At 61.4% G+C, this 24122-nt stretch carries 18 protein-coding genes; 13 read left to right on the top strand and 5 right to left on the bottom strand.

What is annotated here, in order from left to right:
* The first annotated feature begins 68 nt into the window (after window positions 1–68).
* Complete coding sequence (locus tag PLANPX_RS28315) at window positions 69–2204, top strand: GH25 family lysozyme (protein WP_152097726.1); 2136 nt, start codon at window positions 69–71, stop codon at window positions 2202–2204.
* Between the two features lie 101 nt (window positions 2205–2305).
* On the opposite strand, the gene PLANPX_RS05295 is transcribed toward PLANPX_RS28315, so the two are convergent.
* Together PLANPX_RS05295 and PLANPX_RS05290 are read right to left on the bottom strand one after the other, a co-directional pair.
* Complete coding sequence (locus PLANPX_RS05295) at window positions 2306–3778, bottom strand: matrixin family metalloprotease (protein WP_152097725.1); 1473 nt, start codon at window positions 3776–3778, stop codon at window positions 2306–2308.
* 164 nt (window positions 3779–3942) lie between these two features.
* Window positions 3943–4989 carry an alpha/beta hydrolase family protein gene (locus PLANPX_RS05290; protein ID WP_172991887.1) on the bottom strand — a complete coding sequence of 349 codons (1047 nt, stop codon included), beginning with the start codon at window positions 4987–4989 and terminating at the stop codon, window positions 3943–3945.
* 175 nt (window positions 4990–5164) lie between these two features.
* Between PLANPX_RS05290 and PLANPX_RS05285 the strand changes: the two genes are divergently transcribed.
* The 9 genes from PLANPX_RS05285 (at window position 5165) to PLANPX_RS05245 (ending at window position 17069) form a co-directional block, all read left to right on the top strand.
* Entirely contained in the window at window positions 5165–5641 is a 477-nt protein-coding gene (locus tag PLANPX_RS05285; RefSeq protein WP_152097723.1) for a hypothetical protein, read from the top strand.
* A gap of 462 nt (window positions 5642–6103) precedes the next feature.
* Entirely contained in the window at window positions 6104–9568 is a 3465-nt protein-coding gene (locus PLANPX_RS05280; RefSeq protein WP_152097722.1) for a response regulator, read from the top strand.
* An 11-nt stretch (window positions 9569–9579) separates the two neighbouring features.
* Entirely contained in the window at window positions 9580–10407 is an 828-nt protein-coding gene (locus PLANPX_RS05275; protein WP_152097721.1) for a CheR family methyltransferase, read from the top strand.
* Window positions 10404–10982: a chemotaxis protein CheB gene (locus tag PLANPX_RS05270; protein WP_152097720.1), complete on the top strand. Its 579-nt coding sequence runs from the start codon at window positions 10404–10406 to the stop codon at window positions 10980–10982. The genes PLANPX_RS05275 and PLANPX_RS05270 overlap by 4 nt, the downstream gene beginning before the upstream one ends.
* Window positions 10979–12589, top strand: a complete 1611-nt coding sequence (locus PLANPX_RS05265; protein WP_152097719.1) for a response regulator — start codon at window positions 10979–10981, stop codon at window positions 12587–12589. Before PLANPX_RS05270 ends, PLANPX_RS05265 begins: the two co-directional genes overlap by 4 nt.
* Window positions 12590–12718: 129 nt before the next feature.
* Complete coding sequence (locus PLANPX_RS05260) at window positions 12719–15529, top strand: MGH1-like glycoside hydrolase domain-containing protein (RefSeq protein WP_232536305.1); 2811 nt, start codon at window positions 12719–12721, stop codon at window positions 15527–15529.
* A 93-nt stretch (window positions 15530–15622) separates the two neighbouring features.
* Window positions 15623–16039 (top strand): organic hydroperoxide resistance protein, encoded by a 417-nt coding sequence (locus PLANPX_RS05255; protein ID WP_152097718.1) that lies wholly within the window; start codon window positions 15623–15625, stop codon window positions 16037–16039.
* A 75-nt stretch (window positions 16040–16114) separates the two neighbouring features.
* The gene (locus PLANPX_RS05250) at window positions 16115–16828 is read left to right on the top strand and encodes an SDR family NAD(P)-dependent oxidoreductase (RefSeq protein ID WP_152097717.1); all 714 of its coding nucleotides are present in this window, start codon (window positions 16115–16117) and stop codon (window positions 16826–16828) included.
* Window positions 16829–16847: 19 nt separating this feature from the next.
* Window positions 16848–17069, top strand: a complete 222-nt coding sequence (locus PLANPX_RS05245; RefSeq protein WP_152097716.1) for a tautomerase family protein — start codon at window positions 16848–16850, stop codon at window positions 17067–17069.
* A gap of 118 nt (window positions 17070–17187) precedes the next feature.
* On the opposite strand, the gene PLANPX_RS05240 is transcribed toward PLANPX_RS05245, so the two are convergent.
* Complete coding sequence (locus PLANPX_RS05240; RefSeq protein WP_152097715.1) at window positions 17188–18258, bottom strand: NAD(P)H-dependent flavin oxidoreductase; 1071 nt, start codon at window positions 18256–18258, stop codon at window positions 17188–17190.
* A 548-nt stretch (window positions 18259–18806) separates the two neighbouring features.
* On the opposite strand from PLANPX_RS05240, the gene PLANPX_RS05235 reads away from it, so the two are divergent.
* Window positions 18807–20075, top strand: coding sequence for a hypothetical protein (locus tag PLANPX_RS05235; RefSeq protein WP_152097714.1), 1269 nt, complete (start codon window positions 18807–18809; stop codon window positions 20073–20075).
* Window positions 20076–20438: 363 nt separating this feature from the next.
* Window positions 20439–21473 carry a class I SAM-dependent methyltransferase gene (locus tag PLANPX_RS05230; RefSeq protein ID WP_152097713.1) on the top strand — a complete coding sequence of 345 codons (1035 nt, stop codon included), beginning with the start codon at window positions 20439–20441 and terminating at the stop codon, window positions 21471–21473.
* Between the two features lie 69 nt (window positions 21474–21542).
* On the opposite strand, the gene PLANPX_RS05225 is transcribed toward PLANPX_RS05230, so the two are convergent.
* Window positions 21543–21878: a hypothetical protein gene (locus PLANPX_RS05225; protein ID WP_152097712.1), complete on the bottom strand. Its 336-nt coding sequence runs from the start codon at window positions 21876–21878 to the stop codon at window positions 21543–21545.
* A 764-nt stretch (window positions 21879–22642) separates the two neighbouring features.
* On the opposite strand from PLANPX_RS05225, the gene PLANPX_RS05220 reads away from it, so the two are divergent.
* Window positions 22643–23041 carry a DUF2171 domain-containing protein gene (locus PLANPX_RS05220; RefSeq protein WP_152097711.1) on the top strand — a complete coding sequence of 133 codons (399 nt, stop codon included), beginning with the start codon at window positions 22643–22645 and terminating at the stop codon, window positions 23039–23041.
* Between the two features lie 126 nt (window positions 23042–23167).
* Here the strand turns inward: PLANPX_RS05220 and PLANPX_RS05215 are convergent, their stop codons facing one another.
* Window positions 23168–24121, bottom strand: a complete 954-nt coding sequence (locus PLANPX_RS05215) for an SDR family oxidoreductase (RefSeq protein ID WP_232536304.1) — start codon at window positions 24119–24121, stop codon at window positions 23168–23170.
* Window position 24122 lies beyond the last annotated feature (1 nt).

The following is a 24122-nucleotide window of genomic DNA, read 5'->3' as shown; positions in this document are numbered from 1 at the left end:
CTTGGGGCAGGTCTGGTGGTGAGAGGCAAGGGACATTGGTACGCGCATTCTCCGTTAGAAATGGTTCCTTGACGCTCCGCCTAGCAACCGGCGTGTTCGTTCTGTTGCTGAGCCAAGCCTCAGCATTCGCTCAGACGCGTGCCTTGGGCGTCGACATCTCGGCGTGGCAAGGGAATATCTCCCAAGCAACGTGGGACACCTTCTACTCCACGGCCAATCGCAAGTTCGCCTTCCTGCGTGCCAGTCGCGGCGGCACCACCGGCTACTACAACCAGAATGATTCCGACAACAGCGACGGGCTCAACACGCTTTCGCAGCGTTACGATGACCCCTACTTCATCCAAAATATTACCCGGGCGACCAAGGCCGGAATCCTCACCGGCTCTTACCACTTCAACCGGGCAGATATCACCACGACGACCTTGAATTCGAACGGCATCGCCAACACCGGCGCCGACGAAGCCGACCACTTCCTCCAAATGGCGGGCGCGTGGATGCGGCCGGGCTATTTGCTGCCGGTGCTGGATCTTGAAGCCGGCGCCCAGCAACACAGCACCGCTTCGTTGTCGAGTTGGTCGATCGCATTCTCCGACCGCATTTTCCAAGCAATGGGCATTCGCCCGATCGTCTACGTGAACAGCAGCTACGCGAACAGCGAGGTCAACTCCTCCGTCGCCGCCTCGATGCCCAACCTTTGGATTGCTCGTCCCACGACGGGCGATCCGCTCACCACCGAACCTCCCGCCGCCTCTGGATTGCCGAACGTTTACGGAGTGTGGAACCCGAGCTACCCGAACACGCCAACGCCGGCCCCCTGGAAGTTTTGGCAGTACAGCACAAGCGGCGGCATTCCTGGGTACAGCGGCAACCTTGACAAGAACGCCGCCAATGGCGGCATCGAGTTCGTCAAAGACTACCTCGTTCCGGCGATCTGGATGAATGACTCGAGCGGCGAGTGGACGACGCTCTCGAATTGGAACAGCGGCATGGCGCCCGTCGAGCCGACGCAAGGCCCCGGGCAAGTCGCCCGCGTCGGCGGCACGTGGACGACCGGAACCGTTCCCGCCCGTCCCGCCCAGCGGCTTCCGGGCGTCGACGATACGGTTCGCGGCGTCGACGGCCAGAACGACACCGTCGTTCTCAATCGACCGAACGCCAACATTACCGTCACCTTGTCCAGCGGCTCGCACAACATTCGCAAGCTTTACGTCAACGAGACGCTCAACATCACCGGCGGCTCGCTGACCATTAATTACGTCCCTTCGTCTGATTCCACGCCGTTCGGCGCTCAGTTTTCCGGCGCCGTCTCGCTTTCCAACGGCGCCGATTTCAGCGTTCATACGCTGCAAGTCGATGCGACGCGGACGTTCACGATCAATGGCGGGGATCTCACGGCAAACAAGATTAACTTGATACCGCACGCATCGACGCCAGCCAAGATTTTGCTCGCGGGAGACGTTAATTTCACTCCGCTTGCCGACGCCGCCGCGTTGATCGCCAACGGCAGCGGCGCCGGCCTCGCTGGGCGGATTGATTTGGGAGGAGCCAATCGTGCAATCAACGTCGCGAATGGCGCCGCCGCCACGGATCTGACCATTTCGACGCTGATCGTGAACGGCGGCCTCACGAAGACTGGCGCCGGCGTCCTCGCTCTTACCGGCGTCAATACTTACGCCGGCGATACGTCCGTCGAGGCAGGTTCACTCAGGATCGGCAGCGCCTTTTTGGCCAACGGAGCCGATGTTCGCCTCGCGACCGGCGGCATCCTCGACCTGAACTTCGCGGGAACCGACGTCATCGAAGCACTGTTCATCGACGGCGTTTCGATGAGCGTCGGCACGTGGGGCGCAATCGGCTCGGCCGCTGAATTTACGTCGCCGCTCATCACGGGCGCCGGCCTGCTGCAAGTCAGCACGCTCGTGCCGCCCCCCTCCCCCGCCGACTTCAATATGGACGGGTTCGTCGACAGCGCCGACCTGGCGATTTGGAGCACCAACATGGGCCTCGTCGGCGACGCCACCAACGCGCAAGGCGACGCCAACGGCGATCTCGCCGTCGATGGCGCCGACCTGCTCGTCTGGCAGCGCGAATTCACCGGGCCCGCGCCAGTCACGACCGCTGTGCCAGAACCGGCAACGGTGACGCTGCTCTTGTGTTCGTTTGCAACGGTTGGTTGCCTCGCGCGGCGGTATCGCATCGCCTAAGATCGCCGCGACAACATTAGCCCCGGGCTCTGCCCGGGGGGTTGGTCACGAATCCGGTGCGCATTCTCGCGCGATATACTGCTCTCGGGCGGAGCCCGGGGCTAACGGCGCTTGCGTGACGCAGCCACGCCGATGAACGCGCCCGCCAGCAGCAGCGAGCTTGGTTCCGGCACGCGCAAAAGATTCTCGAACGCTCCCGCGCCGTTCACGCTGTTGAAGATCGACTTGAACAGTCGAAAGTCAGCGACGTCGTTGTCGCCGTCGAAGTCAAGATCGCCGCGACCGAACGCATCGCGCTGCCCCAGGCCGGGAAAATTCGTATACGAATAAGTCAAAAACAATTCCCAGTCCGCCCTCGACGTGACCCCGTCGAGATTGAGATCCACGGAAGTTCCAGTCGCGGGAGCTTCGGTGAAAGAGACGTCTAGCTGGTAGAACTGGTTCGCGTCCTGGTTGCCGCGAATGCGAATTAAGTAATCGCCCGGGGTGGATAGAAACATGGCGCCGATTGATTCCACGCCGCCAATTCCGGTGTTGTTCGCTCGCTTGATCTCGCTCACCGTCGGGTTGGCAGTCAACAGTTGCAGCGTCAAATCGCTCTGCGCCGCGGCGTTGAAATTCCCCTGCTGCACCGAAACGTAGCTCGGACCGATCGGCGTCAGCTTGATGTTCGCGAACCCGGTTCCCACGGTGGTGAAACGAAACCAATCGGCGTCGCTCGTCCCGTCGATCCCCAGCCAATCGCTGTCGAACTGATTGACGGTCGAGTCTACGGCGTCACGTCCCCGTGAAATCGATTGCCCTGTCGTAAAGCTGCCGAGCGGGGATGCCTTCGAGGCGATGTCGTTCCCGCCGTTGCGCTCCAGCGGATCGCCGTACTGGCGATTGAGCGCGTAGACGTCGTCGAACTGCAGGCCCCAGATATCAGTTCGCAGGCCCCCTTCCATCACCGCCGCGACGCCAGTGTTCTGGGCATGCCCTAGCCCCACGCCGTGCCCTGTTTCGTGAATCATCAGATTCCGTAGGGCGGCTTCCGTTGAATGCCAGAACGTCGGCTGACCGTTTGTTTCGCGGGTCGTGTCGATCCGCATGTCGCCGCTGTCGGGGAAGGTATTGTCCGCAAGTGCGCCTCCGGGCGTGCTGTCGATGTTCTCGCCGCCAATTTGAATGTCCCCTGCCAGCCCAGTATCGACGCCGTTAGCGAACTTCTCAGCGACGTATTCCATCCTGATGCCCGACACGCGTGCGAACTGCGCGTAGGCGGTGTTCATCACCGTCCACCACGAACGATTGGTGTAGTCGGGCGTCCGCTGCGCCGCGGGAATGTTCCAGCCATCGTCGAGATACTGCACTAATTGACTATTGCTGGAACGCGAGTACGACTCGCCGTCGGGAACGATGCTCCACCGCAGCGTCACCGGGTCGCCGCGCTGCAGCCCGCCACCGTCGACCTGAGTCGCCGACCAACGGTTCACAATCTCGTAGGCTGCCGCTTGCTCGCCAGCGATGGGTAGGGCCACTACCCCGAGCGTGGCGCAGAGAGACGCCAAAGTGAAGTATCGTCGTTGGTGCATCGTGGCGCCGATTCTGTTCCCGAGAGAAGTCTCGCCGCACGTCAGGCGGCTCCTCTTAATTGACGCAGATCAGGCCCCAGGATGCAATGAGTTTCTTTGGCGAACGGCGGCAACTGCTCTGAGATGGCGGTGCGCGAGGGCCCCTTGTGGTCGCCCGCAGCCTCTTACGGCAAGTCGGAGGGCTGCCCGCCAACATCCCCCGCCGGAGACGCCGTCTGCTCGCAAATTGCCCGGACGACTTTCGGCAAGTGAATAAAGCCAGAGTAGTGGTCGGCGTCCATCTCGACGTGGTGCCCCGCGGGCAGCTTGGCGGCCGCGGCCAGCGCCGCAGAGCATCGGGGCGGAACCACGTCGTCATATTTGCCGCTGTAGAGCCACGTCGCGGCGGGGTCGATGCGGTGAGCCAGCCGTAGCGGCTCGACCTGGCGTGCTAGCTCCTTGATTTGCTCGTCGGTGACGCCCGCCTCCGCCAACTTCCGTCGTGTTTTGGCGGCGTCTTTCGCGCCGTTGAAAATCACCTCCTGCAAGTCCCCGCCGGCGAGCAGGATGAATACCCGCTCGTAGCCATGGTCGAGCCCCGCCACGGTCGAAACCACGAAGCCGCCCAAACTGGTACCTTGCACGGCGACGGTCGAATCATCGACGACCGGCAACGCCGCGACGGCGTCGCGGGCCCGCCGCACGTCGGAGATCGCTTGCTGCATCGAGTTGAGGCCGCGCTCCACATCCGACAGTTTCTCATCGCGCCGCGCGCCGTACCCCGGCAACTGCAACAGAAATGCATGCAAGCCCTGGGCGTTGACGCCGCGAGCAATGATGCGGCCGACCGTCATTCGCTTGCCCGATTCGTGCACGACGACCACCGCACGAGCTTTCCGAACCGCGCCCTGCTCGTCCCGTGCCGCAAACCACTCCATCGCTACGCGATCGTTGATGGCGTTGCCGATCGGCCGCGCTGAGGGGAATCGCACGAGCCAGTCGCCGCAGCCCGGTTCGGCTGGCTGCAGTTCAACGGAGAATTCGCCCGGCGTCCAACGGAGCGCTTCGAGGCATTCGCGGGCGTCGTCGTTCGCCTCTTCGCCGCAATCGAGCGTGTCTTTCGCGGCGAACTTCGCTCCCGCGACGAGCGGTATTTGCTCTTTCGCCTCGACGTAGCAACTAGCGGTTGCTCCGAGCAGACAACAGGCAACGAGGCAGCGTAACGCGACCATGCAAGCTCCGCGAGTCCGTGACAGGGAGAGTGGTTCAAACGGCAACCAACAGTATACCTGCTCTGCTATTCTGGGGGACGGCAGCTGGCGACGCGGTTGCAACCACCTGACGGCGAGGGGACAATCTCCGCCGATCGCCGTCTGTTCGAACTCTCGCGATACCCCGTTCAACGCCATGTCTGAACTCACCGCCTACCACGAAGCCGGCCATGCTCTCATGGCTCACTTGCTCGGCGGCCAGGTGCAACTTGTGACGATCGAGCCCGACGACGACGATGGCCCGCGCCGGTCGGGCGATGCGCAGATCTTGTGGCGGCGTTCGCGGATGAGCGACCGCGAGTTCGCCGTGAAGAGCGTGCAAGTGCACTTGGCGGGGCCCGTCGCCGAGATGATTTACTCCGGCGAACCTTATCACCCCGCGTTCATTGCGGAGTGGTCGGCGGATTGGGCGGGCGCCCTCGCGGCCGCCGAGCTGCTCATCCCCGACGAGCGCAAGCGAGTCGCTCACATTGAGCAAGTTTCAATCGCTTTGCACCGCCAACTGCAAGGCGACGATCTCTGGCCGGCGCTGGCGGCGATCGCGGACCATTTGCTCGCTCACGAAACGCTTGATGCCGAGCAGGTCGAAGAGATCCTAGAGCAGTATCTTTGAGCCGCGCCCTATTGGCCGCATGACTTTGGCCGGCCCAGCGGGCCTCTGGCACGGCGTTAGCAAAGCTACTAAAGCGCCCGCCGCAGACACGGCGATGGTGGTCTAGCAGTGCGCACTATGGCTCCTCAACGACCAACCGTTGGTTCCCACCCGACCAAGTTCGAGTTCCATCCTCCACGGCCAGTTCCAGAGCTAACGCATGTTGAGAATCTCTGGCGCGGCCCGCTCTTCCCAGCTTGGCCCCAACTCAAAGCCTCTCTCTAGGCAGAACCGGGAGCCGGCCGTTCCAAGCAGCTCATCGCAACGCATCCTCACGCTTGCGGGTTACGTTCACGCTCACCGTCTAGCCGCAGCTGGGTTGTGGCGTCGGTTTGCGTCGTATAATTAGAGATTTTCAGCCTCCCACGACTCTTCTCAAATCGCGATCGCACCGTCGAATCCCTCCATCGTCTGTATTGATTAATGAAGAAACCCACGAACCCTCTCGATCTTAAGCGCGAAACTCGCCTAAATATCGCCGCAGGACTCGCCGGCGCGATTCTGCTGTTCTTCGTGATCGGGCTCATCTCGTACATCAACACGCGCACTCTCGACCAGGACGCGACTCTTGTGCGGCATACGCATGAGGTGCTCACCGCGCTCGACGACGTCCTTTCGTTACTTCGAGACGCCGAGACCGGCCAGCGCGGCTACGTCATCACTGGCGACGAGTCCTACCTGGCCCCCTACACAAACGCGACTGATCGCGTCGACCTGCGGTTGGCTGACGTGGCGCGACTAACCGCTGACAATCCCAATCAGCAAGCACGCCTCCCGCGACTAAAGGGGCAAATCTCCACGAAGCTCGACGAGTTGGCGGCGACGATCGAGATGCGGCGCGAAGAAGGATTCGAAGCGGCTCAAGAACGGGTCCGCTCCGACGCCGGCAAGATTGCGATGGACTCGATCCGCGATCAAATCGACGGCATGCAGGAGGCGGAACGAGCGCTGCGACAAGAACGCCTCGCTGAAATGGAGCGCGCGTACAACGTCGCGGTGACCAGCGGACTCGCAATGACGGTGTGCGGGATTCTAATCTCGATTCTCGTCGCCGGCTTGCTCCGCCGCGCGGCGCTCGTACGCCGCCGTCAGGAATGGCTGCAGCATGCGCAAGTCACGCTCAGTAAGATCATGACCGGCGACCAGCGAATGGAGGAGTTGGGCGACCATATCCTCGGGTTCCTTGCCGATTACGTTGACGCAACTGCAGGGGCGCTCTTCACTCAGGAGGGAGCGCTCGCCCTGGCCGCGACGTACGGCGTACCAGCGGAAGGAGGCGTTCCGAAGCGGATCGAGCCGGGCGACGGACTGCTGAGCCAAGCGATCCGCGATCGCCGTTCGTTCATCGTCCGCGACGTACCTGACGGCTACCTTGCATTCGGCTCCGCGATGGGCAAGAGCTCCCCGAAGGGCCTCGCGATCTTCCCCGTCCAGGACGAAGACGGAGTGAAAGGCGTCATCGAGCTTGGTTTCAATGAAGGCGTCGACGATTCGATCACCGAGCTATTCGCAATGATTTCCGAATCGATCGCCGTCGCGATCCGATCGGTAAACTACCGCACGCACCTGCAAAATCTGCTCGAAGAAACGCAGCGGCAATCCGAGGAGCTGCAAGCTCAAGGTGAAGAGCTACGCGTCTCGAACGAAGAGCTGGAAGAACAAAGCCGCGCGCTCCGCGAATCGCAAACGCGGCTTGAACATCAGCAGACCGAACTTGAGCAAACGAACGCGCAACTCGAAGAGCAGTCGCAACAGCTTGAGTCGCAGCGCGACGAGGTGAGTCGAGCGAAGGACGAAGTCGAACGCCAAGCTCGCGACCTGGAACTCGCCAGCCAGTATAAGTCCGACTTCCTCGCGAACATGTCGCACGAATTGCGGACGCCGCTTAATTCCTCGCTGATTTTGGCCAAGCTCCTCGCCGACAATCCAAACGGCAACCTCAGCGGTGAACAAGTCGAGTACGCCAGGACCATCCAGGGCGCCGGCAACGACTTGCTCACACTGATCAACGACATTCTCGATCTCTCGAAGATCGAGTCGGGCCACATGGAGATGCAGCCCGAGGAAGTTCGCCTTTCGCAGCTGGCCGAAGGCTTGCAGCGGATGTTCAAGCCGATCGCCGATCAGCGGCAGCTGGAGTTCACCATCGCCATCCAGCCCGGCGCCCCCGAGACGATTCAAACCGATCCGCTGCGGCTAGAACAGGTGCTCAAAAACCTCCTGTCAAACGCGCTGAAATTCACCGAGAAGGGGAGAGTGACGCTCGCGATCAGCTCGCAAGGGCAGGGCGAGGCGGCGTTCGCCGTCAGCGACACCGGCATTGGCATCCCCTCGCATCAGCAGGCGATGATCTTTGAAGCGTTCCGCCAGGCGGATGGCACGACCAACCGCAAATACGGCGGCACCGGGCTGGGGCTGTCGATCTCGCGCCAGCTCACGCGGCTGCTGGGAGGACGTATCGAGCTCGCCAGCGAGCCAGGCAAGGGCAGCACGTTTACCGTCACGCTGCCGCAGGTCTACCGCCCCGTGCCGGTGCACGATCGCCGTGTCGACGCCAATGGTATTGGCCGGCACACTCCGCCCGTCGTGCCGCCACACGCCGCAAACTTCGACGCCCCGCGCCGCGACTCTGGAGCAACGCCAGATTCATTCTTTGTCCCGAAGCGGATCGAAGACGATCGCGAGTCGCTCACCGGCAATCAGCGAGTCATTTTGGTTGTCGAAGATGACGAGCCGTTCGCCAAGATCCTCCGAGATATGGCGCACGAGTTGAACTTCCAGTGCGTCATCGCGACGCATGCCGAGCAGGCGATCGCACTCGCGGCACAGTATCTGCCAAGCGCCGTGGTGCTCGACGTTGGCTTGCCGGACCACTCGGGCCTCTCGGTGCTCGATCGGCTGAAGCAGGATCGCCGCACGCGGCACATCCCCGTTCACGTCGTCTCGGCCGGCGACCATGCCCAAACGGCTCTGTCGCTCGGCGCCGTCGGCTACATGCTGAAGCCGGTGAATCGCGAACAGCTCGTCGAAGCCTTGAGGCAACTGGAATCGCGGCTTACCCAGCGAATGCGCCGCGTCCTCGTGGTGGAAGACGATGCCGTGCAGCTCGACAGCATGCAAAAGCTGCTCGGCTCGCACGATGTGGAAACCGTCGGCGTCGCGAGTGCTTCTGAATGCCTCGCGCTGCTCAGCGACTCGACCTTCGACTGCATGGTGCTCGACCTCTCGCTCCCCGATTCGACCGGCTTCGCCCTGCTGGAAAAGCTCAGCCGCGAAGACAACTACTCGTTCCCGCCGGTGATCATTTACACGGGCCGCGAGCTTTCCGCCGACGAAGAGCAGCGGCTGCGGCGGTTCTCAAAGTCGATCATCATCAAAGGCGCCAAATCGCCCGAGCGTCTGCTCGACGAGGTAACGCTCTTTCTCCACCAAGTAGTTTCGGAGCTCCCGCCCGAACAACAGCGGATGCTTGAGAAATCTCGCAGCCGCGATGCGGCCCTCGAAGGTCGTCACATCCTGGTGGTCGAAGACGACGTCCGCAACGTGTTCGCCCTGTCGAGCATCCTCGAGCCCCGCGGAGCCATCGTGCAGATCGCTCGCAACGGCCTCGAAGCGATCCGCGCCATCGAAGCCAGCGGCGGCGATTCGACTGCGGCGATCGACCTCGTGCTGATGGACGTCATGATGCCCGAGATGGATGGCATCACCGCCGTGATGGAAATTCGCAAGAATTCGCAATGGAAGAAGCTGCCGATCATCATGCTCACTGCAAAGGCGATGAAGGATGATCAGGAGCGCTGCCTCGCCGCCGGTGCCAACGATTACATGGCCAAGCCGATCGACGTGGAACGCTTGCTCTCGCTCGTCCGCGTGTGGATGCCCCGCTGAAAGATCTCATCGTGTCAGACAACACCGACGATATCGAACTCCGCCTGCTGCTAGACGCGATTTTTCGTAAGTACCACTACGATTTTCGCGGCTACTCGATGGCGTCGATCAAGCGGCGGTTGCTGCACGCTCGCGAGAAGTTCGGCTGCGGCACCTTCTCGCTGCTGCAAGACAAGGTGCTGCACGATCCGACCGTGATGCCGGAACTTCTCACCTATCTCACCGTGCAGGTGAGCGAGCTGTTTCGCGATCCTGCCTACTTTCGCGGCATTCGCCAGCATGTGGCTCCGTTCCTCAAGACGTACCCGTCCATCAAAGTCTGGGTCGCCGGCTGCAGTGGCGGCGAAGAACTCTATTCGCTTGCCATCCTCTTTCGTGAAGAGGGACTGGAGAGCCGCACGATGTTCTACGCCACCGACATCAACCCGAAAGCGCTGCGACGCGCCGAAGCAGGCGTCTACGAGCTTGATCGGCTCGCCGCGTTCACCGAGAACCACCAGCTCTCCGGCGGAAAGTCATCGCTCTCCGACTACTACACCGCGGCCTACGGTGGCGCCGTCTTCGACAAAACCCTGCGGAAGCGAGTTGTCTTCTCCGATCATAGCCTGGTTTCCGACACGGTTTTCGCCGAGGTCCAGCTAATTTCCTGCCGCAACGTGCTGATCTACTTCGACCGCGAGTTGCAAGACCGCGCGATCGGTCTCTTCGCCGATTCACTCAGCCGGCAAGGCTTTTTGGGACTCGGAGCGAAGGAGAACCTCCGCTTCTCTCGGCACGCCGACCGCTTCATTGAATTCTCGAAGGAAGACCGCATCTATCAAAAGCGAGGCGCCTCATGAGCACTCGCCCGATTGAAGCGATCGTCATCGGAGCATCAGCAGGAGCGCTCGACGCTCTCACGCAAGTACTCACGCCGTTGCCGGCGGACTACCCGCTGCCGCTACTGGCGGTGGTTCATCTTCCTGCGGACAAGAAAAGCATCCTCGCCGAACTGCTCGATATGAAATGCCGCCTCTCCGTCAAAGAAGGCGAGGACAAGGAGCCGCTCGCGGCGGGCGTCGTTTACGTTGCACCGCCCGATTACCACATGCTGGTCGAAAAAGATGGCACGCTTTCGCTGTCCAGCGAAGAGCCAGTCCTCTATTCGCGTCCGTCGATCGACGTGCTCTTCGAGTCGGCCGCCGACGCCTTTGGCCCTGGTTTAGTGGGCGTCATCCTCACTGGCGCCAACGAAGATGGCGCCCATGGCCTCGCAACCATTCGCGAGGCAGGCGGCCGCTGCATCGTTCAACGTCCCCATAACGCATACGCCTCCACGATGCCGCTGGCGGCGCTCCAAACGTGCAACGACGCGCGGACGATGAGCCTGCCTGAGATTGCCGAGTTCCTGAAAGAAGCGGGAGGGCTCCCATGAGTTCGAAATCATCAACCCCGGTTAACGTACTGCTCGTCGACGATCTGCACGAGAATCTGCTCGCGCTCGAGGCGCTCCTGCGGCGCGAGGGGGTGACCATCCTCAAGGCGCAAAGCGGCTCCGATGCGCTTGAGTTGCTGCTACAATTCGAGGTGGCGCTCGCGATTCTCGACGTGCAGATGCCCGGCATGGACGGTTTCGAACTCGCCGAGCTGATGCGCGGGACCGAACGGACCCGCCGCGTACCGATCATTTTTCTGACGGCGGGCAACGCCGACTTGCGACGAAAGTTCCGCGGCTACGAGGCGGGCGCCGTCGACTTCCTGCAGAAGCCGATCGAGTCGGACATCATCCGCAGCAAAGTCGACGTGTTCGTCGAACTCTTCCGCCAGCGGCAGGAAGTCGCCCAGCAGCGCGACGATCTGCAAGCCGCGACGGCGGAGAACGCCCGACTACTGGCAGAGAGCCAGCGGCATGCCTCGGCGCTGGAGGAGGCCGACCGCCGCAAGGATGACTTTCTCGCGGTGCTGGCCCATGAGCTCCGCAATCCGTTGGGGCCCGTTCGTAACGCGATCGAGATTCTGCGGCACTCCGACGAAGCCAATCAAGTGATGCGCGAGGCACGCGAGATCATTTCTCGGCAGGTCAGCCACATGTCTCGCCTGATCGACGACCTGCTCGACGTCGCGCGAATCGCGCGCGGAAAGATCCAGCTTCGCAACGAGCATTGCGACGCCGCGGAGATCTTGCGGCAGACGGCCGAAGACTACCGCGCAACGATCGATGCGGCCAAGGCAACGCTGGAGGTCGACGTGGCGTCTTCGCTGCCGATCCATGCCGATCGGACCCGCGTCGCGCAGGTAATCGGCAACTTGCTCCACAATGCAGCGAAGTTCACGCCTCCCGGTGGCCGTGTGCGCGTGAGCGCGAGCAGCGACGCAGCGGGCGACTTCGCCACGATCGTCGTCAGCGATACCGGCATCGGCTTATCGCCGGAAGTGAAGTCGCGGCTGTTCGAACCGTTCAGCCAAGCAGAGCAGGGGGCCGATCGCGCGAGCGGTGGACTGGGGCTCGGCCTGGCGCTGGCGCGGAACATCGCCGAACTCCATGGCGGTGCGCTCGACGCTGAGAGCGAAGGCCCCGGCCGCGGCGCCACCTTTACGCTGAAGCTGCCGCTGCTCGCCGGCGAATACGTCCCCGAAGTAGAACAGAAGCCTGTCGCCCCTGCGGCAGCGACGGGCAAGCTGCGGATCCTCATCGTCGAGGACAACGCCGACGCCGCCCGCAGCCTGCAGGTGCTGCTGGGACTGATGGGCTACGAGGTGAACGTCGTCGCCGACGGCAAGGCTGGCATCGAAGCGGCAAAGTCGCGCAAACCCGACGTGATCATGTCGGACATTGGGTTGCCCGGCGAGTACGACGGCTACCAACTCGCTCGCCAACTCCGTTCGGAGGCCGACCTCGCCGACATCCATCTCATCGCGATCAGCGGCTACGGGCAGCCTGAGGATCGCAAGCGTTCGCATGACGCGGGATTCGATCAGCATCTGGTGAAGCCGGTCGACATTCAGCGTCTGAAGAAGGCGCTCGATCCGCTGCGCGCATAGTCGCGTCGGTTCGAGAATCGACCGGTTTTCGCCGCGTGAACTGCGGGCATGCAGCGATCCGTAGAGCGACATATACTTGCACTGCCTACTCGCCGGCAAAACGCCGGCAATCTGCACCAGATGAAGTTGATGTCGACGGAACCGCATACCGACGCCGAGTCTCGCCGCCTGCGCGAGTCGGGCAGCCGCGCGCAAAACTGGCAGCGTTGGGGGCCATATCTCGCCGAGCGGCAATGGGGCACCGTTCGCGAAGACTACTCCGCCGACGGCGAAGCGTGGGGCTACTTCACCCACGAGCAATCTCGCAGCCGCGCGTATCGCTGGGGCGAGGATGGCCTGCTTGGCGTCACCGACCGCGAGTGCCGGCTCTGCTTCGCGCTCGCGCTGTGGAACGGCCGTGATCCGATTCTCAAGGAGCGGCTGTTCGGCCTGACGGGTCCCGAGGGAAACCATGGCGAGGACGTGAAGGAGTGCTACTACTATCTCGATTCGACGCCGACGCACTCCTACATGAAGGCGCTCTACAAGTATCCGCAGGGCGCGTTTCCGTACGCCCAGCTGACCGAAGAGAACCGCCGCCGCACGAAGGCGGATCCAGAGTTTGAACTCGCGGATACGGGCATTTTCGATGAGAGCCGTTACTTCGACGTGTTCGCCGAGTACGCGAAGGCATCGCCAGACGACCTGTTGATCAGATTGACGATCGCCAACCGCGGTCCTGAGACAGCGGCGATCCACTTGCTGCCGACGCTGTGGTTCCGCAACAGCTGGAGTTGGGGCTGCACGCACGAAGGGTGTGAAGTGAAGCCGCGGCTCGAAGCGGCTGGTCCCGCGGCCGTCGTGACACGGCATGTTTCGCTGGGCGAGTTCCGCCTCGACGTCGAGCAACCGGCAGGCGCCGAGCCGGTGGAGCTCGTGTTCACCGAGAACGAAACTGACGCACAGCAGGCGTTCGCCGTCGACGATAGCAAGCGTTATGTGAAAGACGCGTTCCACCGCTATCTTATTCAAGGCGAGGCCGCGGCGATCAATCCGCAGCGGCACGGCACGAAGGCGGCGGCAATCTACCGCTTGAACATCCCTGCCGGCGAGCAAGTCGTCGTGCGGCTGCGCCTTGCAGCCGCGAGCGAAGCGAAAGAGCAGCCGTTCACAGGCTTCGACGAACTCTTCGCAATTCGCATCCGCGAGGCCGATCAGTTCTACGCCTCGAGAATCCCCGACTCTAGCAACGCAGAAGAAGCCAACGTCGCTCGGCAAGCCTACGCGGGGCTGCTGTGGAGCAAGCAGTTCTACCACTATGTGGTCAAGGATTGGCTTACCGGCGATCCCGATCAACCCGCGCCGCCCGCTGTCCGTCAGTTCGGGCGTAATCACGATTGGCCTCATCTGTTCAACCGTGACGTCATCTCGATGCCCGACGCCTGGGAGTACCCGTGGTACGCGGCGTGGGACTTGGCGTTTCACATGATTCCGATGGCCACGGTCGATCCCGAGTTCGCGAAGAGCCAGCTCGAACTCTTCCTCCGCGAGTGGTACCTCCACCCGAACGGGCAAATGCCGGCGTACGAGTGGGCCCTCTCCGACGTCAATCCGCCGGTTCATGCGTGGGCCTGCTGGCGCGTCTACAAGATGACCGCCCCGCGCGGCGAGCGCGACGTGGCGTTCCTCAAGCGGGTGTTCACCAAGCTGCTGCTCAACTTCACCTGGTGGGTCAATCGCAAGGACGTTGCGGGCAATCACCTGTTCGCGGGAGGCTTCCTCGGGCTCGACAACATCGGGGTGTTCGATCGCTCGAAGCCGCTCCCTGGCGGCGGGCGTTTGGAGCAAGCCGACGGCACCGCGTGGATGGCGTTTTACGCCTCGACGATGCTGGCAATGGCGCTGGAACTCGCCCAATTCGACAATACGTACGAAGACATCGCCTCGAAGTTCTTCGAGCACTTCGTTCACATCGCCGACGCAATGAACACGCTCGGCGGTATGGGACTGTGGCACGAAGTCGACGGTTTTTTCTACGACCAACTGAAGGTTGACGACTCCGTCACGTCGCTCGGCATTCGGTCGATCGTCGGCATCATCCCGCTCTTCGCGGTCGAGGTGCTGGAGCAAGCCGACATCGATCGCTTGCCCGGATTTCGCAAACGAATGGAGTGGTTTCTCAAACATCGACCCGACCTCGGACGGCATATCGCCTATTGCGAGAAATCACACATCGGCGTCGAACACGACGATGAGCACGGAGACGACTTCGCCGGTCATCGTCTGCTGGCGATCCCATCGTGCGAGCGGCTCCAGCGGGTGCTCACCTACCTCTTCGACGAAACAGAGTTCCTGGCTCCCCATGGCATTCGCGCCCTCTCGCAATTCCATCGCGAACATCCCTTCGTCCTGTGGGCCGAGGGGCAAGAGCACCGCGTCGACTATACGCCCGGCGAGTCGACCACCGGCATCTTCGGCGGCAACTCGAACTGGCGCGGACCGATCTGGTTTCCGATTAACTTTCTCATCATCGAAGCCCTCGAGCGTTACTATCACTTCTACGGCGATTCGGTGAGCATTCCGTGCCCAACCGGTTCGGGCCGGATGTTGAACTTGTTCGAAGCTTCGCAAGAACTGCGGCGGCGGCTCAGTTCGCTCTTCTTGCCCGACGCCGCCGGCCGCCGCCCCTGCCACGGTTTGGAGGAGCGCTACGCCAATGATCCGCACTGGCGCGACTTGCCGCTGTTCTACGAATACTTCCACGGCGACGATGGCCGCGGCCTCGGCGCCAGCCATCAAACGGGTTGGACGGCGCTGGTGGCGACGATGTTGCGCGATTTCCACACGCCGCGAACAGCGGGGTATGCTCAGCGGAATCGTCCGACGCAAGCCTCCGCGCATGAACAAAACGGCCATCCCGCCCAACCGCAGCACGGCCACAAACAGACACAGCCGCAATGAGGCGGGTTCGCCTCCGCTGATTGACATCCCGCGCTCTAACTGCGATAGAATCAGTTCACGTTTCCGTGCCGATTCATTCGCGAGGACGCTGGCATGCTGCACATCGAAAAAGTTCTCTACACAGCCAAGGCTCACACCACCGGCGGTCGCGACGGCGCCTCGCGCACTTCTGACGGGCGGCTCGATATTAAGTTGTCGTCGCCAGGCGGGCCCGGCACGGGGACCAACCCGGAGCAACTCTTCGCCTGCGGTTGGTCGGCTTGCTTCATCGGCGCCATGGCGGTAGCGGCTCAGCAGCGGAAGTTGCGCCTGCCGCCAGAAACGGCCATCGACGCCGAGGTCGATCTCGGCATGACCGACGGCGGTTACCTCCTCCGCGCCAGGTTGAACGTCAGCCTGCCCGGCATCGACCGCGAGGTTGCCCAAGCGATCGTCGCAGATGCTCACCAGATTTGCCCCTACTCGAAAGCCACCCGCGGCAACATCGACGTCGAAATCAATCTGCTGTGAGCGCCGCATCGCCCGTCGCTTCGTCCTTTCGACAAGCCTGCCGTAACTCAACGCCCACGCATCGCGGAGATGGATGTGTCTAGCGAACGCAAAGTCGCCGTCATCACCGGCGCCTCGCAAGGAATCGGCGCGGGACTCGTCCGCGGGTTTCTCGACCGCGGCTATCAGGTTCTCGCCAATTCGCGGTCGATTACAGCCGAAACCTTCCCAGAGGTCGTCGCCGTCGCGGGCGATATCGCCGATCCGGCCGTTGCCGAGCGCGTGATTCGCATGGCGGTCGAAAAGTTCGGCCGCGTCGACGTGCTGGTAAACAACGCCGGAATGTTCATTTCGAAGCCGTTCGTCGACTACACGCCCGCCGATTTCGCCGCCAAGATCTCGCTGAACCTCGCCGGCTTCTTTTACGTTTCGCAGTGTGCGATTCGCCAGATGCTGCCGCAGGGGGGCGGGCACATCGTCAACATGACGACGACGCTTGTCAATCAGCCGGTGAAAGGCGTTCCGTCGGCCTTGGCCTCGCTCACCAAGGGGGGCCTCGACGCCGTCACACGGTCGCTGGCGATCGAGTATGCCGATCGCGGCATTCGCGTGAACGCCGTGGCGCCGGGCGTGATCCGCACGCCAATGCACGCCCCCGAAACGCACGCCTTTCTCGCCGGCCTGCATCCTGTGAGACGGATGGGGGAAGTCGACGAGATTGTCGAGGCCGTGCTGTACTTGGAAGGGGCGAAGTTCGTGACGGGCGAAACGCTCCACGTCGACGGCGGCGCTCATGCCGGCCACTGGTAACACTGCAAGGAACCGACCTGTGCCGATCGTCACGATCCAAATCACTCGCGAGGGAACGACGCCAGAGCAAAAGGCCGCGCTCATCAAGGGGGCGACTGACCTCATGAGCGAGGTGCTGAACAAACCGCCTGCGCTGACGTTCGTCGTCATTCAGGAGGTGGAGCTGGCGGATTGGGGCGTCGCTGGGTTGCCGGTTGAGGAGTTTCGCCGGCAGACGGGCAGCGAGCCGAACGGCGATTGAGGTTCGTAGTTGAGTCAGCATAAAAGCCACCGGCTTTGCCGGTGGACGAATTGCTAATCCGTCGTACTCTAGCTACGTCCACCGGCGGAGCCGGCGGCTTTTATCACACGCCTTAACATCAGCAGGCGCGCTGCTGGGCTGCGGCGAGTTCCTGCGCTAGCTGAGCCACCAACTCCGCGGCCGGCAGCGCTCGCGCCAACGGCGCCCCCTGCCCTGCCCACTGGGCGCCGTAACCAAACTCGCCCTTCGCCTTCGCAGCGGCATGCAACGCTTTGCCGGCGTCGTAGGCGATCGGGTAATCGGGAATCTCTTCGACGGAAATCTGCGATCCGAATGCGGTGAACCGATTGCTCAGGCAACGTGCGGGTCGGCCTGAGATCGCCGAGGTCATCACGGTGTGTTTAGCCTGCGGGCCCAAAAGCGCCTCGCGATAGGCAGCGTCGGCCGATGATTCGGGGCAAGCGATGAACGCCGTTCCCAGTTGAACGGCCGTCGCCCCGAGCGCGAGCGCCGCGGCAATCCCCGCGCCGTCCATAACGCCGCCCGCGGCGATCACTGGCACTTCGAGCTTCTCCACTAGCAGCCGCGTCAGCGCAAACGTGCCGAGGCGATCATCGACGCCGCGCGGATCGAACGCTCCGCGATGGCCGCCAGCCTCGTAGCCCTGCGCGACGATCGCGTCGATTCCCGCGGCAACTGCTTGCTGCGCTTCCAGCAAGCTTGTCGCTGTGGCGATTAGCACAATGCCGGCGGCTCGCAACGCCTCGATCTGCTCGCGACGCGGCAAGCCAAAATGAAAACTAACCACTGCCGGTTTTTCTGAGAGCAGCACGTCCAGCTTCGCATCATCGGTGAGAAAGCTCGCGTAGATCTCCGTGAGTCGGCTCGGCGGCTTTGCCCCGTAGTGTGCGAATTCAGGCGCCAACCGAGCAAGCCATGCCTGCTCCTTGGCCGCGTTCGGCGTCGCGGGCTGGTGGCAAAAGACGTTCACGTTGAACGCTCGATCGGTCTGCTCGCGCACCGCGTGAATCATCGCGCGGGTGGCTTCCGCATCGACTGCGCCGACGCCGATCGAACCGAGCGCCCCGGCCGCCGACACCGCTGCCGCCATCGCCGGAGTCGAGACGCCGGCCATCGGGCCTTGGATGATCGGCCGTTCGAGACGGAGTCTGTTCAGCAATGGATGCATGGAGTCTTTTCGTCTAACTGCATGTTGAATCTATGCGGCGTTTCGTCGTCGACTGGCGGCGGAACGCTTCTTGGCGGCCTTCTGTCGTTTCGCGGCTTGGCGGTCTCGCTGCCGCTCGTTGGCGTCTGTCTGGCGGAGACTTTGATCTCGCGGCGGACTTTGCACAGGCTCTGTGAACGCGGGCGTCGCGAACGGGACGGCGATGAGCGGTGGGTCGACTGCCGTCGCGTCGCTTGGCGTCGTGTCACTTGCTGTCGCCTGTTGCATTTTAGGCGACAGTTGCACGGCGGGTGAACGGGAGTTTGCGGGGAAGATTGTTGATCGTTGGTGGATCACGGCGTCTGCCGGCGGCGTGGTGATTGCCGCCGCATCAATCGGCTTCGTAGCGTTTGGCTTGCCGCAGCATCTTCGCACACTTGACGCTCCGCCTTCGTCAGGCGGATCTGGATAGGCGCGCCCCTCAACTCTTCAGGCGGCTTCTTCGGCGCTCCACGCTTGGGGGTCATGTTGAGAATCTCAATGCAAGAACGCGGCCGTTCAAGCGCCCGTTGTCCGTTGCGCAAATGCCCCCATCTGAGACTCGCGGGGTGGTCTTACGGTTGTTCAGGATGTGCAGCCTGCTCCGAGTCGACGCGATCGGATCACTCATCCCGAACGTTCTAGTCGATGGGTTAAGTGACACAAACGCCCCTTCACTTTCCCGTTACAAGGGACGCCCCATGAGTCGCCTTCCCCATCTAGCCGTTGCCCTGGGCCTCATCTTCGCAGTCGGCTGCGGATCCTCTGAAATCGATTCACTCCGCGCCGAAGTGCGCAAGCATGAAAAAGCCGCACGCATCGCCGCAGCGGAATCTGCTGACGCCAAAGCCGCCGCCAAAGAGGCGACGGAGAGCGCGCAACGCAAACTGGCGTATGCAGAGCACTTGAGTCGAGAAGCGGCTGAAGCTCTCGCGAAATCGAGCGACCGTCTCGGTCGTGCTCATTCTCTTGAGCGCGCAGCGCTGAAGGCGAGATCCGATGCTTTCGCGGCGCTGACAGCGGAGAAGGAACTGGCCGCACTTAACGCAAAGGCCGGTCTCGCAATGGAAGAGCGAATCGAGGCGGCAAGCCAGTTGCTCAAGGACGCGGAAGTGGCAAAGGGAGAAGCAGCTGTAGCTCGCTCCGTGAAAGCCGAAGTTCAACGACAAGCTGACGATGCACGTCGAGACCGTGAGGAGGCTGAGAAGGCGCTCGCGACGGCGTCTGCGATTCGCGACATCGCCATTGGTGAACGTAAAGCCGCCGAGAAGGAGCAATTGGCTGCGGCCATGGCCGTCGACGCGGCTCGGCTCGAGAAGGACGCCGCTGCTGACGCTCTGGAGGCGACCAAGTTGGCGAAGCAGGAGATTGTCAACGATCGCAAGCTGCTTGAGCAGGAGCGTCAACTACTCGCCGAGGCTCGCGAAGACGCGGACCAACGCTTGGCAGTCGTAGACGCGAAATTAGCAAAGGCGGAGACCAAGAAGCTCGCCGCCGACCAGGCGCGCAACGAGGCTGCTCGCCAGCAAGTCATTCTGGCCGAGCAGATGGCCGCTCTCGACGCAGCGAAGGAAGCCGCGGAGATCAGCGGTCGTTCAGCGGAACAGGCCAAGGCGCTAGCTTCCATCGAGCGGAAAGCGGCGGAGAAAGCCAAAGTCTCAGCTGATGCCGCCCGCCACGAGGCTGATTCAGCAAACGGGTACGTGTCGGCCGTGCTTGAGCAGCTTCGGGAGACCGAGCGCCGCTCGTCGCTTAAGATCAGCGAACAGCCGGTGGCGAAAGAGACGTCAGTGGAGTAGCGGAACCCGTTGGACGAGCTGACCGATGTGGAAGGCGCCCTCTGTCTCAACCCCGTACCAGTTGTCCTCGCATCCCCACGGCTGCGGCACTGTCCGCATTGCAACGCCGAAGTCGAGGTCGCTTCGACTGCCTGCCGCTACTGCAGTCAGTCGACGAAGGGACATAAATCGGCCCAAGAAAGAATGCTCAAAGCTCAGCGCCGTTGGGCTGGTTGGGTGATGGCAGCATTCTTTGTAGCCACCTTGATCGCAGTTTCACTCATCAGTCGAGGGCATTCGACTGGTATTGGCAATCCCGCAATCGCGATTGCACCACGGAAGTAGTTCGCCGATTGGTGACGACATTTCACGAACGGACTTCGCATGATTCGCCACGCTTTATTCCCGGTCGAAGCCGCCGTTTACGGCGTGTCATACGCATTCCTCCAGAACCTCATTCGCTCACCTCAACCGCTCGATCCAGAGAAGACGTGGCACGAGATCACGCGGGAGATGCCGCTCGGCACCGACTGGATCCGCACCACTTGGCCTGTTCGTCCGATACGACCGCTCATCATTCGAGCCAAGATGAAGCAGGACCATGTTCTAGGTATCTCCGAGCACTACGACGTCTCGAACGATTTCTACAAACTGTGGCTCGATCGGAAATACATGTTCTACACATGCGCCGATTTCCACACTCCGGACGACACGATCGAAGAGGCCCAGCAGCATAAGGCCGACTTCATCTTGAAGCTGATCGACCCGCAACCGGGCGAGAAGATTATGGAGCTTGGTTGCGGCTGGGGACCGATGCTTAAACGGATCTTAGAAGCTACCGGTGAGCGTGAGAATCTCTACGGCCTAACGCTCTCGAAAGAGCAAAAGGCGTACAATGACGAGCACAATCACTTCAACGTTGACTTCGACAACTTCATTACCCGCGACTATCCCAGTGAAGCGTTCGACAAAATCTACTCGATCGGCGCCTGGGAGCATGTACGGGAAAATGAGATTCCGCAATTGCTCGACAAACTCTATGCGGCTCTGAAGCCTGGCGGACGGCTTGTAAAGCATTTCTTCTGCCGCGTGAGCGATTACTACACGGCCACAGTTGCCTGCTCGCAGATCTACTTCCCCGGTTCGATGGGCGCGCCCTACCGCTTCCATGCGAAGGCATGGGAAGATGCCGGCTTTCGCATCAAGCACTGCTCAATCCACGACTACCGTCCGACTTTGCGGGCGTGGTTCGATCGCATGGTCGAGCACAAAGAGGAGGCGTTGCGGTTGGTGGACGTGCAGACGTACAACCGCTACCTGACGTTCTTTCCGTCATCGTGGCGATACTTCAACGACAATTTGTCGATGGTCACACGATGGGTGCTGGAGAAGCCGACTAGAGGTCGCGGGCGGCGGTAGGACAGGGGATCTAGTTAGCAGGCAATCGCTTACTGCTTCAATCGATCGCGCACCGCTTGCAGCAACAAACTACTTCTTCCCCGCGACTCTCTTGTAACGTTGAATGCAAGAGTAGGGGACGTTCGTAGGCACATCGAACTTCTTAGCGAGTGCCTCCATCGTATCTACCAGCAGCGAATCATCCGCCAATATCTCACCCGCCGTCCGGAGAATGCCGCTGGGCGGGAGCATGACGACGTAGGCCAGCAAGCGGCCATCAGAATGGCGGCAGATCGACTGCGTCCACTCAATGTAACCGTCGTCACTTGGACGGTTCCACTTTGCTGACGCGATCTCCGGCCAACTTGGGTCGCCCGCCTCAAGTGTGTCGCCGTTTGGCAAGTCGATGATTACAGGCACTGGCATTTGAAGTTCCGACAGGATCAGAGAGTAGGATAAGAATCGCGCTGGGCTTACCAGTTCGAAGTGTATCGCCGAACGAGCGTCGACGTAGCCTGGAGCCGCCGAAAGGTTCCGAATCTCGCGGCAACTCAACGCGCTCTGGTCTCCCGCAAGCCATCTTTATCAATTGGCTGCCAGCTTTCCACTCCGCCCGCGTCGCACGACGTTTCGGCTCACGTTGCTAGTACGCTCTTTTCGAGGTGATTTTCAACCTCCTTAGCGTCGCTTGCAACACACTCTCTCCTTTCTTGCAAGCGGCACGCCAATCGCAATGGGAAAGACAGTCAACAGTCACCAAAAGGAGGATCAATCATGTCCCAGCCTAAGAAGCCACTCGTTGGCAAGGGCGAACCTGGGGTTGGCGTGCCGGCAGTTGAGCATGGAGTTCCAACGAAAGCTGTACGCGTCGGCAAAGACGAAAGAGTCGAAGTACCGATTCGCACTGGCCCGGCGAGTGGTCGCGCAGGTGGCGGTGCTACTGGGGAAACTACCCCTGGTCGCGACACTGCGGCACAACGAGGACGCGGTAAGAAGCGGTAATGCGTGGGGCGGGTACGCGCATCAACGCCACCGGGGGACGCGAAGCATTCACCCCAGTCTGAAAACCTGTCAGCTGGCGTGCTCATGCGCAACCGCCAGTGATTACAGGTGATGGCCAGAGCCCAGTTCTAGTAACTTTTCAACATGGCACGGCAGTAATCGCTGCCGAATCTCAAGGGGAACCTAACATGGCAGACAGCATTAAGAAGAACGTCGCAAACGCGGGTAATGCCGTTGCGAATGCGGCGAAGGACGTTGGATCGCGCATCGCTACCGGCGCCGAGGATGCCGTGGATTTCGTGAAAGAGAAGACCGGGATGAGCGGTCCAGACGGGGGAACTGACCGTGGAGTGTCCGCCATCGAGGACCACATGGAAGTTATCGCTTCGTGTGGTAAGAAAGTCGGCGTCGTCGACCACGTCGAGGGCAATGCAATCAAGCTCACGAAAAATGATAGTCGAGACGGGCAGCACCACTTCGTCCCAATCAGCTGGGTTTCCCGCGTCGATCGCCACGTCCATTTGACCAAGAATTCGAAAGAAACCGAAGAGAACTGGAAGGCCGACGCCGCGTCATGCGCCAGGTAGTTAGATCAGTTTGATCTAGCCTCCCGATCGGTTCTCGTGAGGCCCGGCCAGCTTTGGCCGGGCCTTTTCTACTTTCAGTGTAATGCGAGCGATACTGCTCTTCGTTTGGGGCGGCCGCTCGACGAGTTATCCGTTGATAATCTCGCCTCCGTTCGGGTGAATGACCTGCCCAGTAATATACGACGACTCAGCCGATGCCAGAAACACGTAGGAGGTCGCTGCCTCCCAAGGTTGGCCCGCTCTTCCTAGTGGGGTATCTGTTCCGAACGATGCCACCTTCTCCGCAGGAAACGTAGAGGGAATTAGCGGCGTCCAGATGGGCCCTGGCGCGACGGCATTCACTCGAATGCCATCCTTTGCGAGGACTTGTGAAAGCGATCGCGTGAAGCTGACAATCGCACCCTTCGTTGCAGAATAGTCGAGCAAGGTCTCGTGACCTCTGTAAGCGGTCACGGACGTCGTGTTGATGATACTCGTCTCGGGCGACTTCTTCAGGTGAGGGATAGCGGCTTTCGACAAGTAGAACATTGAGAAGATGTTCGTTCGGAATGTCGACGTCAGCTGCTTCTCATCGATCTCGTCGAGGGACTCCTTGGGATGCTGCTCTGCTGCGTTATTAACGAGTATATCCAGTCGACCGAGCTTAGAAACGCACTGATCGATCGATCGCTTGCAGAATGCTTCCCTGCCGACATCGCCCTTGAGGAGCAGGCATTTAGCGCCGTGCTCTTCTACTCCTAGCTTTGTTTCTTCCGCATCTTTCATTTCGCTGAGGTATACGATCGCAACGTTGGCGCCCTCTCGCGCGAAGTGAAGCGCGACAGCTCGACCAATTCCGCTGTCGCCGCCTGTGATTAGCGCTACCTTGCCGGCGAGGCGCCCGGAACCGGGAACGCCGGGGACAATAGAAACGGGCTGCGGAGTCATCTCGCTCTGCCGCCCAGGCCGTCGCGACTGCGTCTTCGCTGGCCTGACGTTTCGTTTATTGCTTTTCCCGCCGACCTTCGATTTGTTCGCCATAGATGACAACCAGTAATTATTGAGCAGGTGTTTGCGTCGCGAGCCGGGGAGGGCGGACACG

Source organism: Lacipirellula parvula (assembly GCF_009177095.1).
Lineage (GTDB): Bacteria > Planctomycetota > Planctomycetia > Pirellulales > Lacipirellulaceae > Lacipirellula > Lacipirellula parvula.
The sequence above is the reverse complement of the archived record's forward strand: the minus strand, read 5'-3'. Positions and strand labels throughout refer to the sequence as shown.